The sequence below is a fragment of the Proteiniphilum sp. LBM24028 genome (assembly GCF_056629195.1).
Genome location: NZ_CM152817.1, coordinates 1,974,030 through 1,986,536, shown reverse-complemented (window position 1 = coordinate 1,986,536; position 12,507 = coordinate 1,974,030). Strand labels below are relative to the sequence as shown.

The 12,507-nt window shown below is 41.0% G+C and carries 5 protein-coding genes; 3 read left to right on the top strand and 2 right to left on the bottom strand.

Annotation, left to right across the window (positions count from 1 at the left end):
* Both AC1HCU_RS07655 and AC1HCU_RS07650 read right to left on the bottom strand, forming a co-directional pair.
* The gene (locus AC1HCU_RS07655) at nucleotides 1–3,384 is read right to left on the bottom strand and encodes a 3-keto-alpha-glucoside-1,2-lyase-like domain-containing protein (protein WP_480364869.1); all 3,384 of its coding nucleotides are present in this window, start codon (nucleotides 3,382–3,384) and stop codon (nucleotides 1–3) included.
* A 109-nt stretch (nucleotides 3,385–3,493) separates the two neighbouring features.
* The gene (locus tag AC1HCU_RS07650) at nucleotides 3,494–4,747 is read right to left on the bottom strand and encodes a Gfo/Idh/MocA family oxidoreductase (protein ID WP_480364866.1); all 1,254 of its coding nucleotides are present in this window, start codon (nucleotides 4,745–4,747) and stop codon (nucleotides 3,494–3,496) included.
* A gap of 364 nt (nucleotides 4,748–5,111) precedes the next feature.
* On the opposite strand from AC1HCU_RS07650, the gene AC1HCU_RS07645 reads away from it, so the two are divergent.
* Genes AC1HCU_RS07645 through AC1HCU_RS07635 form a run of 3 tightly spaced genes read left to right on the top strand, consistent with a single transcriptional unit; the run spans nucleotide 5,112 to nucleotide 12,499 of the window.
* On the top strand, nucleotides 5,112–7,391 hold the full coding sequence (locus tag AC1HCU_RS07645) for a GH92 family glycosyl hydrolase (RefSeq protein ID WP_480364865.1): 2,280 nt from the start codon (nucleotides 5,112–5,114) through the stop codon (nucleotides 7,389–7,391).
* 18 nt (nucleotides 7,392–7,409) lie between these two features.
* Nucleotides 7,410–10,580: a SusC/RagA family TonB-linked outer membrane protein gene (locus AC1HCU_RS07640; RefSeq protein ID WP_480364863.1), complete on the top strand. Its 3,171-nt coding sequence runs from the start codon at nucleotides 7,410–7,412 to the stop codon at nucleotides 10,578–10,580.
* A gap of 20 nt (nucleotides 10,581–10,600) precedes the next feature.
* A complete protein-coding gene (locus AC1HCU_RS07635) occupies nucleotides 10,601–12,499 on the top strand; it encodes a RagB/SusD family nutrient uptake outer membrane protein (protein WP_480364861.1) in 1,899 nt (632 codons plus the stop codon).
* Nucleotides 12,500–12,507: the final 8 nt, after the last annotated feature.

Genomic DNA, 12,507 nt, shown 5'->3' with positions numbered 1-12,507 from the left:
TTATAACTCCTTAATTCGAATATTCCTGAATATGACTTTTGATCCGTGTCCGAGAAACCCGATGTGTCCGGACTTGTTGAGGAGTCCGGGATGTTCCCTTTTATCCATTGTCCCGTTTTTGGACGCCTCGCGAATATTTCCGTCAAGGATGGTGGTTCCATTAAGAATCACTTTTATATTGTCTCCATCGGCGATGACTTCCTGGTAATTCCATTCTCCCACAGGTTTGAGAAATCCTCTTTTGGCAGGAATCACACCATATACCGATCCGTGATATTGATAAACCTGTAATTTCTCGTAGACAGGTGCTTCATTATCCAGTATCTGGAGTTCTATGCCCTTATAAGCGGCATCACCTTCCATGGGCGTACGGATGCCAAGCCCGTTATTGGCTCCCGGTGTGAGCATAAACTCGAAACGGAAAACAAAATTATCGAACTGCTCGTTGGAATAAAGATTACCACCCGAGCCCTTGCTGGGATGCAAGACAATGTTCCCGCTTTCTACCGCATAGTCTTTCTTGTTGCCACTCCACTTATCCAGGTTGGTACCATCGAAGAGGATACGGAAACCTGCTTTCTCCTCTTCCGCCGACAGCTTAAACGGCTCGGGACGGGGAATCTCCCTGATGTAAATATCGCGGTAAGCCACCCGGCTACCGTGAGACTGCAGTTCAATCTGTTCCATTGGAAAGATGGGTTGGCTTCTGTCCCAATAGTTTTCCAGTATCACGTTGTCGGTGACCAGTTCACCGTTCAACCATACCGATACCCTTTCACCCACCATCCGGATGCGGAAGGTGTTCCATTCCCCCACTTTCTGGTCGGCTACCACCAGTGGCTTGCTCGGATTTTGCTTGTTATTGTATAACCCGCCCGACCCAACCTGGGCGCCTACATTTACACGGGCAGTATCCCATATTTGTACCTGGGGCGTTCCGCGCAGATAAATCCCTGCATCAGGTTCCACTCCAGGATATAATTTCCAGTCGACCAGCATTTCGAAGTCGCCATATTGTTTTTCAGTGCAAAGGTTATTTCCCTTCCCGGTAAACAACAATTCCCCGTTTTCCACAATCCAGCTCTCCTTTGCTTCCCTGTCAGCTTTTATTTGTGCAGCAGTCAGTTCTTTCGGGCTCATTTTCGCACGTTTGATAGGATTTTCCACCAATCCTTTCCAGCCATCCAGATTCCGGCCATTGAAAAGGGAAACGTATCCTTCCCCGTTTGGATTTTCTGTCAGGTATCGTGTAATGGATTGTCGTTGGTAATCGGCATCCGGGTTGCTGAGTGTCTTCTTTACCTTGTTAAGGATGGCGGAAGTTTCCGCACCTGCAAATGCGGGGTTGTTGATGGCGATATTCATGGCTGCCAAGGCCGCAGCCTCCTTTAATGATGGCTGCTCCATGAAGGGCGCCACGAAAAGCATTGCCTGGTACTGACCCGTATTTCCCAATAGTTTCAGTATCTCGTTCTTCTGCTTGTCGGTCTGCGCAAACTGCATTGTTTCACGCAGATAAAGATACTTGATCGTTCCTGTCTGATCCGATTTTCCAATGGTTGAAATTAGCGCTTCAGTCACTTTCTCCAGTTCCTGGTTCTTTTTGCTCTTGCGGGCAATATCCAGAAGAGGATAAATCACGTGGAATGACTTCCAGCCGGTAAGTGCATTGAAGGCAGCGTCTTTTTCCACTCCTGAATCGGAAGCGTATGCTTTTGTAATGATATCCATAGCAACTGGTGAACCGCTGTTAGCCAGTGCCGGATAGTATAAATGTTTACGGGATGAGTTTTTCATCCTTTCGCTCAACAGTTGGAGCTGTTCTTCTGTGGGAAGGTAGTTCAATGCTGCGTTTACGGCTTGTTGAAGAGGCGTCACATAAGCGGGATCGGATTGTTCCAGCAGGGTGAATATATCCGGCAGGTTTCTGTTTGTCACGATATCTTTTAATGTAGTGGCCGCGGCAGATTTCACCTCCGCATTGTCACCGGACATCTGGTTATAGACAAGATTGTACTGACTTTCCATTTTCCTCAGGGAAATGAGTTCAAGGATGGCTTTTTTGCCCGAGTCTCCACAATCCCCAAATACCGATGCGAGAGGGTATGAGATATCTCCCTTGAATGTGGATAACGCCTCCTTTGCCACCGTGACGGTATGTTCATTCTCACTTTTCAGCAATCCTGCCAGGGCGAGAAGCGACTCATTTCCACCAATCGCTGCCAATGCGCGTGCTGCCGCCCTCTGTACTGTCTCTTCCGGTGCATTGATATGGCGTGCAATGAGAGATGCGGATCCCTCCACCTCATGGTTTGCCAGCCAGTAAATCAGTGTGGTTTGCTTCTGTGGTGATTTGGTTGCGGACAGCTCTTTCTGAATCAGGCTGACCGATTTTTTATCTTTTTCGAAAGGATAAACATTTAGTATCCCAGAGAGATAGACATTGTCTCCATTTTTTAGCGCATCTTTCAGCACAGTTTCCTTTTTTGTGGCCGGTTGCGCCAGAAGTATGCTCGTGACAGCAATCTTCAGGGACTGCTGATTCTGTTTTGCCGCAAAGGATAATATTTTTCCTGCCTCTTTATTCACCAACTTCGGGTCAGTTGCATTCAACCGTGCAAGCAAAGTAAGATAAGCTGCAGTTGCATTTTTCTTGTCATACGCGTAATTTATCTGCTCAGCTGCATCCCGTAACAGATTGAGCGACTCTTTTGTGCCGATTTGGGCGAGTGTGGTCAGCAATACTTTTTGCGATTTCTCCGAGTTGCTTTTATCGAATAGATTCAGTAATTCGGGCTCTCCTGCGGAGTAGCCTGCCTGGCCGATGGCGTTTACCAGATTCAACAGGATAGGGTCGGAATCCGTTTTTTTTATTCCGTCCAGTAAAGCTGCGTTTGCTTTTTTTGTTCCGATACTTGCCAGAGCCATTGAAGCTGGACCGGAGAGTTGTTCATCGGTAAGAAGGTTTGACAAAACATCCACGTTGTCGTCCGTGGCGATGGTTCTGAGCTGACGGATCACAAATGCTTTCACCTCTTTGTTGAGCGGCTTTTGCAGTGCTTTCTCAAAGGCATTTGCAGCCACGTTGCGCCTGGCGTTGTCGTTTGCCACGAAATGTGTCCACCCGCTGATGGCATATTCCGTTGCTTCGTTACTTTTTTTCCCCGGAGGATTCATCCTGCCAATTAAATCGAGTAAACCCTCTTCGCCTGTAGATACCAGATCGGCGATGGTTTGATCGTATTTTTGGGGTGTTTCGGCCGGCAATTGTGCCAGTGCATCGGCCACGATGGTGGCTTTGGTCCTTCCGGCCGGCATTTGAGCCTGTGATTCGCCTGCAAGCAGCAGACCGAGACAGATGAAAAAAAGTTGTATATGTTTCATATGATTATTTATACTTTTTCATTATAGTGTATGGAATTCGCAAATAATCATGTTCTTGTATGTTAAACATGTTTGTGCTTGTTTCATACGGTTATTTATTATCATGAAATTAAATGGTCCACGGTGTACGGGTGGGTTGATTTACCAGCCGGTTTGCTTCTTCGTCGTTGACAAACATCTCCTTCACGGGATCAAATTCCAGCGTTCTGTTCAGCTGGAGTGCCACGGCACCCATATTTACGATGGTACATGACCGGTGTCCGTTTATTTCGTTTAGTGCATATTTCTGTCTGTTGTGTATACATTCAATGAAATTGGTATTTTGTGCCTCCGGCTCGGGAAAATCGGCCAGTTTCTTTTCCCAGTCGGGAATGTCGCATATAAAATTCTTGTATACATTGCCGTTTGGCCCTGATATGTAGGGAGTGTCGGGCTCTCCGTAATCTCCGCCCCAGAGAATGATCTGACATCCGTCGTCGTATGTGTAGGTGATTGATCGCCATGTCCCTACCGCATCGGGGTGTTGTTGGGGTGCATCGACCTCCACCTTCACGGGGCTGGTATCATCCTTACCCAGCATATATTGCACCGGATCAATGTAATGCTGTCCCATATCACCCAGGCCACCGCCGTCGTAATCCCAGTATCCGCGGAAGGTCTGATGTACGCGGTGTGTGTTGTATGGCTTGTATGGTGCCGGTCCCAGCCACATGTCATAATCCAGTTCTTCGGGAATGGGTTGCGGCTCCAGGTGTGTTTTTCCTACCCAATAAAATTTCCAGTCGAACCCGGTATGTTTGCTGATGGTCACCTTCAGGGGCCATCCCAGCATACCGCTGTCGATCAGTTTTTTCAAGGGTTTAACCGGTGTGCCTAATCCGTAAAAAGGATCTTTAAAGCGGAACCATGTGTTCAGGCGAAAGATATTCCCGTGCTGTGCAATCGCTTCCCGTACCCTTTTTCCTTCACCAATGGTGCGTGTCATCGGCTTTTCACAGAAGATGTCTTTTCCTGCCTTGGCTGACTCCACCGACATGATTCCATGCCAATGCGGTGGGGTGGCAATGTGCACGATATCCACGTTCTTGTCCAGGATTAAATCACGAAAATCATGGTACAGGTTTATTTTCTCTTTTACTCTTGCGGCAGCTTCCGTGAGGTGCTTTTTGTCCACGTCGCACATGGCCACTACACGGGTATTATCGTATGGGATATGGCTACGGCCCATTCCACCCACACCGATGATTCCCTTGGTTAGCTCATCGCTCGGAGCGACCATGCCTTTCCCCAGCACGTTTCGGGGAACGATGGTGAGCAAGGTTACACCACCCATTGTTTTTAAAAAATTTCTTCTAGAGGTCATAGATATTATAACATTTATTTAATTGGTGTTTATTTTATTTCTTTTATTAATATGCAAGTTAGTGAAAATTTAAAAAAGGAATGCCTAAATTGCGAAAAATATACTTCAAAAAGGTTTTTTCCTTATCATTATCTTCTATCCAGCTTTGATTTTCCTGTATTCCTGCTTGATATGACTTGTGTCATCTCCGTAATCATGCTTTAAATCATTTTTGTCTTGACAATATTTACAATTTGCAATTACAATTTTTGCAATTATAGAGAATAAAATGTGAATATTTTATTTATTAATCGCTTTATTAATCTAATATTAATTAAGGAGCCCTATATTGCCAATAATATAAAAAACAACTTAAATTGTATTTATGAAGAATAATGTTCTTATGATTTTTTTAGTCATATTGGTAGCATGTAGTGCAGACAGAAATCCAGATTTGACACAGTTTGTAAATCCTTTTATAGGAACGGGTGGACATGGACATACTTTTCCGGGAGCAGTGGTTCCAAATGGGATGGTACAATTGAGTCCTGACACTCGTATTAAAGGGTGGGACGCTTGTGCAGGATATCATTATTCGGACAGTACAATAATTGGATTTAGCCATACACACCTGAGTGGCACTGGTATAGGAGATTATGGGGATATTTTATTTATGCCGATGGTAGATTCTGATCTGATTGACAGAGGTGAAGAAAATATTCCTCGTTCGGGATATCGTTCTTCATTTTCACATGATAATGAAAGTGCATCTCCAGGTTATTACTCTGTTATATTGGACGATTATGCTATAAAGGTGGAGTTGTCAGCAACAACACGCGCAGGATTTCATCGTTATACATTTCCAGCTTCTGACGATGCGTCTATTTTGGTAGACTTGACACATAGTCTGCAAAATCATCAAAATACGCAGCTTGTAATAGAAGTGCTGAATGAATTCGAATTAAGAGGGTTTAAAAAGACTAAAGGATGGGCAAAAGATCATCCGGTCTACTTTCATGCTAGATTTTCAAAACCATTTAATGCTAAATTATTTATTAATAATGAACCGACAGATGGAATAAAGGTAGAGGGGAGTGATATAAAAGCTCTATTAAGGTTTGATACCAAAGAAAAAGAACAGGTTTTAGCAAAGGTGGCCCTATCATCAGTCGATTACCAAGGTGCAAAAAATAATCTGGAAGCAGAAATTCCTCATTGGGACTTTGATAAAGTTAGAAAAGATGCAAAAGCAACTTGGAATAGTCAATTGTCAAAAATAAAAATAGAAACAAAAGATATTGAAAAAAAGAAAATATTTTATTCCGGGCTTTACCATGCAATGATTAGTCCCAGTATATATATGGATGTCGATGGTCGCTACGTGGGACAAAATCGTGAAATTATGCAAAGTAGTGGAGACAACTACTATACAATATATTCGTTATGGGATACATATCGTGGACTGAATCCATTACTGACCATAATTAATCCAACGCTTAACAATGAATTTGCTGCAAATCTTTTGCAAAAGTACCGAGAAGGTGGATGTCTTCCCATGTGGGATTTGGCTTCTAATTATACAGGAACTATGATTGGATATCATGCCGTGTCTGTTATTGCTGAAGCATATCTTAAAGGAGCAAGAAATTTTAATGCGGAGGAAGCACTTGAAGCATGTATCCACTCATCAGAATTTAATTATGTGAAGATCCCATACGACAAGGATAATATGATCTTGCAAAAGCTTATGCCAGTTGCGAAATTATATAAAGATTCATTGGGGTATATCCCCGCCGATAAAGATATAGAATCGGTCGCAAAAGGATTGGAATACGCATACAACGATTGGTGTATAGCACAGTTTGCCAAATCATTAGGCAAGATGGAAGTATATGAATTATTTGTTAAAAAATCCCGGAATTATAAAAATTACTTCGATACAAGTACAGGTTTTATGAGAGGAAAAATGAGTGATGAGACCTGGCGTGAGCCGTTCAATCCACAAGCCTCCAATCATCGTAAAGATGACTATTGTGAAGGAAACGCATGGCAATGGTCATGGTATGTTCCCCATAATGTCCCCGATCTTGTTTCGATGCAAGGTGGAATTGATTCTTTTTCAGTAAAATTGGATTCCTTGTTTAGCATGACCTCCGAGATCGTTGGAGAGAGGGTATCTGGGGATATATCTGGTCTTATTGGCCAGTATGCACATGGTAATGAGCCCAGTCACCATATTCCTCATTTGTATAACTATATTGGAAAGTCTTATAAAACACAAGAATTGGTGGATCGCATTCTCACTACACTTTACTTTGATGCTCCTGACGGATTGTCTGGTAATGAAGATTGCGGACAAATGTCTGCATGGTACATATTGAATTCAATGGGTTTTTATCCGGTGTCACCCATCAGTTGCGAATATTCATGGGGACGTCCACTATTCGATGAAGTAAAAATTGCTTTGGAAGATAAGAAGCAAATACATATTGTTATAAAAAATAATTCGCCAGAAAATAAATATATACAAAGCGTGAAAGTGAACGGTATTGAAAATAATAATCCTTTTATATCACATGTATTATTAATGTCCGGGCCTGATATTGAAATAGTAATGGGAAACAAACCAAATAAGTTATTTAATACTATAAAACAAAATGGGTAACTAAAATTCAAGTGTATAATGAATAAATTACTTTTTATCTTACTTGCTTCATTGTGCGTTCACAGTGTAGCATTTTCACAGAGGTATTCTATTAAAGGCAAGGTAACGGATGAAGAAGGTCTAGGAATACCCGGAGTTACCGTCGTTGTAAAAGGGACACAGACTGGTACGAGTACCGATGTTGATGGAAATTACACTGTCAATATCCCTGAATCATCGCAAATTTTGGTCTTCTCTTTTATAGGGATGGGAACAGAAGAAAGAGCGATTGAAAACCAGAGAGTCATCAATGTGATCATGAGAACGGAAAGTCTGAGTATTGATGAAATTATTGTTGTAGGTTATGGCCAACAAAAGAAATTGTCATCCGTAGCATCAATCTCACAAGTAAAAGGGGACGATCTGAAAGAAATTTCCGGTGTGACAAATCTTTCAGAACAAATGCAGGGAATCATGCCGGGTGTAACAGTTATTAATACTTCTTCAAAGCCCGGTGACGCTTTTAATACGGATGTCTTTATCAGGGGTAAAGCAAGTTGGCGCTCATCTTCCATTCTTACTCTCGTTGATGGGGTTGAACGTGATTTCAATGACGTGGATCCAAATGAAATTGAAACAATCTCAGTATTAAAAGACGCATCAGCAACTGCTGTTTACGGAGTGAAAGGAGCAAATGGTGTCATTCTTGTTACGACCAAGCGTGGGTCACTGAAAGCTCCTGAAATAACTTTTGAAGCAAATTTCGGGATGAAACAGCCCACTACCAAACCGGAGTTTGCCGATTATGTTACTTCTATGAATAAATGGAATGAAGCTGTCACAAATGATAAGCAGTGGGATAAGTTAATTCCGCAATCTACTATAGATGCATGGAGCAATGCTTTATCGAGTGGAAATTATGGACCTTATAATGTATATTTTCCCCAAATAGATTGGTGGAATGAAATCGTTAAAAATGGCACATCACAAAAATATAATATAAGTCTACGTGGCGGAACTAATTTTGTTAAATATTTTACATCGCTGGGTTATCTGGATGACGGTGATATTTTTAAAACGAAAAAAAATGATTTATATGATCCTTCGTTTGGTTATAAGAGATATAACTGGAGAACAAATTTTGATTTTAACTTAAGTAAAACCACAGAATTGACAATTAACCTTTCGGGACACTATGGATATCGTAGTCAAATGGGGTATCATGCAAATCCACAGGAAAATTTAAGTACAGGCGAAAGAGGCTTTTTTAATTCAATTTATTTAAGTCCGCGAAATATTTTTCCGATTAAATACGAAGACGGCACATTTGGACTTAATTATGTTGGTGAGGGTAATCTTATTGCAAATTTTGATTTAGGGCAAAGATTATTTAAAACGAATCAAAACTTTATAGATGTGATCTTGAAACAGGAACTCGATTTTCTGATAAAAGGTCTGAAGTCACACGTGAAATTGTCATATAATACTGAATCAGGGACTTTGTCTGAGATTTCAAGATATGCGACAGGAAGTAACGATTATGACGCCAAAAATATTATCGGTTATCATCGTACCTATGATTATTCAAATCCTTTGCCTGAAGGTGGTTATGCGATGATAACAAACAAAAGATGGCCTGAAATTTTTCAGGGAGATAATCCATCTGCCCGCTATGACGATGTGATGAACGGAGGTTTTCAGAAAAATCTGTACTACGAAATAGGCCTTGATTACGCAAAAAATATAAATGGGCACAATATTACCGCAATGGCTGTGATGAACCGTTACGAATATTCAGGATTGAAAAATAATAGTTCAACAGGGATTCGCTTTCCATTGAGAAACGAAGCATGGGTCAGCCGTCTTACCTATAACTGGAGAGAAAGATATCTTGCAGAAATAAATGGTGCTTATACCGGTTCTCAAAAATTTGCCAGAGGTAAGCGATTTGGATTCTTTCCATCTTATGCTTTAGGTTGGAGAGTATCAGAAGAACCTTTCGTGAAAGATCTGATCGGAACAGAAATCTTGTCAAATCTGAAAGTTCGTTACTCTTCCGGTGAAATAGGGTACGATCAGTCGGCACCAGAGTATGCATATATTCAGGTTTACAGTAACATAGGAGGTGGAGTTTCATTTGGAGATTATTCAAGATATACTTATAGCCCTTTATACAGAGAAGGGGTTTCAGCCAACGAGAATGCGACATGGGAAAAAGCAAAAAAGCAAAACCTCGGATTTGATATCGGCATTATTAATAAATTGGATGTCACCCTGGATTTATTTAAGGAAAAACGGGAAGGAATTTTAATGCCGGTTGCTACTCCAGGCTGGGTAGGTATTGCAGAGCCGACGGGGAATATAGGTGAAACCAAGAATCATGGTTACGAAATTGAAACGACATGGAGAGATCGAATCAACAGAACTTTAGATTATTGGATTAAAGCCAATTATACTTTCAGCGAAAATAGAGTTGTATACAGGGATGATCCGTACAAAATGGATGATTATCTTAAAAATGCAGGCAAGCCAATAGATGTGAATAGACCGTTGATTGTGGCGGGATATTATGATTCTCTAGATGACATTTTTAATGGACCAACAACTAATAATACTGCCACTCAGAACAAATTGATACCTGGTGATTTTTTGTATATGGATTTCAATGGGGATGGTGAAATTCAAGACAATTATGATAGAGTTCCAATGAAGAATTTGTCTTATCCTCTTTCAACGTATGGATTTTCCGGAGGACTAAACTATAAAAGATTTGGTATTTCATTTAATTTTTATGGAGTTTCGCAAATTTCTAAACAAGTTGACGGAAATCTTTACTGGGATTTAGGAGATGGGAATTCAGGAGTTTATACAGCGAGCCCAGATGTGATCTATACGTGGACTCTGGAAAACGCTGACATTGCTACAAAACCAGTTTTGCATTCCGATCACCGCGGTTACAGCATGCGCGCCAATACCACATACTTATTCCAGGATGCCTCTTATTTAAGACTCAAAAACCTGGAATTAAATTACCATATTTCAAATAAATTGATTAAAGACCTGGGAATTAGTAAATTACAAGTATATGCCAGCGGAAACAACTTAATTACATTTACCAACTATTTCAAGAATATAGATCCTGAACAAAGTGGTGCTTTTGTATATCCAATTATTAAGAGATATAATTTGGGCGTTAGATTATCATTTTGACTAATTAAAAAATATATACTATGAGGAAAAAAAGATTAACGTTTATAATACTAATGATCACTTTTATTACTTCTTGTGAGAAGTATCTTGATAAAGCTCCTGATCTTGGGTTAAGTGATACTGATGTATTCAATAATTTTTCAACAGTGAGAGGATATCTGGATCAGGCATATGATTGTATCAAAGACTTTTCGAAATCAGATGCAATGGGAATCGGGAATGATCATATCAGTCAAATAGGAGATGAAGCTGTCAATCCCCGTCCTCAAGGGTCAATGAAAGGTACCGTAAATGCTGGGACATGGTTTGGTGCGGCTACTGCTACCGAAGTGGGTTGGGGTACTGAAAATGTAGGGAATAATAAAGGAAACGTGATACCCAACGCTTTCTATGGTCTACGAATAGCAAACAGGGTTATCGAAAAGACTCCATTAATGGGCTCATTGATTGAAGAAGAAAGGAGAGGCCTTTTGGGGCAAGCTTATTTTTTTAGAGCATGGTTTTATTTCGAAGTGATCAGGCGAGTGGGGGGGATGCCCTTAATGGATAAAGTTTTTCCTGCAGATTATGAATTTGATGAAGAACGCTTAACTTATCAGCAATCGTCTGATTGGGCCATTGAACAACTTGATGAAGCCATTCAACTTTTACCGGATGAATGGCCCGCGGCAGAAACAGGGCGTGTGAATAAAGCTTCAGCCTATGCTTTGAGATCAATGATGCAACTTTATGCAGCAAGCCCTTTGATGCGTAATCCTATTGACAGAATAGAAAACAACGGTTATGATATTGAATATTGCAAAAAGGCAGCTGAATATGCAAAACAAACCCTTGAATATATTAATACGGTAGTACCACAGCACAAAATGATGCCAGGTGCTGAATACCAACATATTTTTTATCATTCACCAAATTTTGTGAGCGCTGAATCGCTCTTCTACATTAATTCTACCGGACAAAATCGTAATTCCGGAGGGGCTGATTTGGCAACATTATGGCAGAATATAGAATTCTCAAACCGAAAAGGAAATAAGGGTGTATCTCATGTTGATCCTACACAAAACATGATAGACAAGTATGAAACTATTAATGGTTATCCTGTTAAATTGGTCGGAAATGTATGGGAAACAGATGACCCTGAATTTGACCAGATAAATCCTTTTCAAAACCGGGATCCTCGATTGGGAATGACTATTATTTTACCGGGAGAAGCTTTTGGTTCCATACAAAATAATATAAATTACCTGTGTACCTGGGAGGGTGGGCGTGATGTCACTCCTGCCCAAGAGCCTATAGCGGCAAACCTTACTGGTTATTCAGTGAAAAAATGGCAATGGCCTTCCAGTGTACATACCCGTCTGCCGGGTGGTGACGCAGGTTATGGAGATTATTTTTATAATTGTATAATTATCCGTACAACACAGGTGTGGCTAGACTATGCTGAAGCAATGAATGAAGCGTACGGGCCCACTGAAAAAAATGGTTATCCCTGGTCAGCAGTCGATGCAATAAACATGGTTCGTGAACGTGTAGGCATGAGTCCGGTCAGAAACGAATATACCACAAGTAAAGAAATATTTCGTGAACGAATAAGAAACGAAAGGGCTGTGGAGCTGATGTTTGAAAATCATCGCTGGTTTGATATACGTCGGTGGATGATCGCCAAAGACATTTTCAATCCCTCGGGTGATCCATATCCACTAAAAGGGGTTCAAGTGACTGCAACTGCCGTTGGCAAATACAAAAAGAACAGTGCATTTACTGATAATGTATTACCTGGAAATATATTTAAGTATAAGCTGAAAGATCTTACCACCGAAACCACCGTAAGAGTTTTTCAAACAGAGCATTACTGGTATCCAATCGGGAAGGACGAAGTCTTTAGATTCTCAAAATTAAAACAAAACCCGGGTTGGTAAATTATAAT

Bases quoted from the DNA above. Each gene is read 5' to 3' on its own strand.
- AC1HCU_RS07645 (WP_480364865.1), top strand. From the start codon at position 5,112: ATGAAGAATAATGTTCTTATGATTTTTTTAGTCATATTGGTAGCATGT.
- AC1HCU_RS07650 (WP_480364866.1), bottom strand. From the start codon at position 4,747: ATGACCTCTAGAAGAAATTTTTTAAAAACAATGGGTGGTGTAACCTTG.
- AC1HCU_RS07635 (WP_480364861.1), top strand. From the start codon at position 10,601: ATGAGGAAAAAAAGATTAACGTTTATAATACTAATGATCACTTTTATT.
- AC1HCU_RS07640 (WP_480364863.1), top strand. From the start codon at position 7,410: ATGAATAAATTACTTTTTATCTTACTTGCTTCATTGTGCGTTCACAGT.
- AC1HCU_RS07655 (WP_480364869.1), bottom strand. From the start codon at position 3,384: ATGAAACATATACAACTTTTTTTCATCTGTCTCGGTCTGCTGCTTGCA.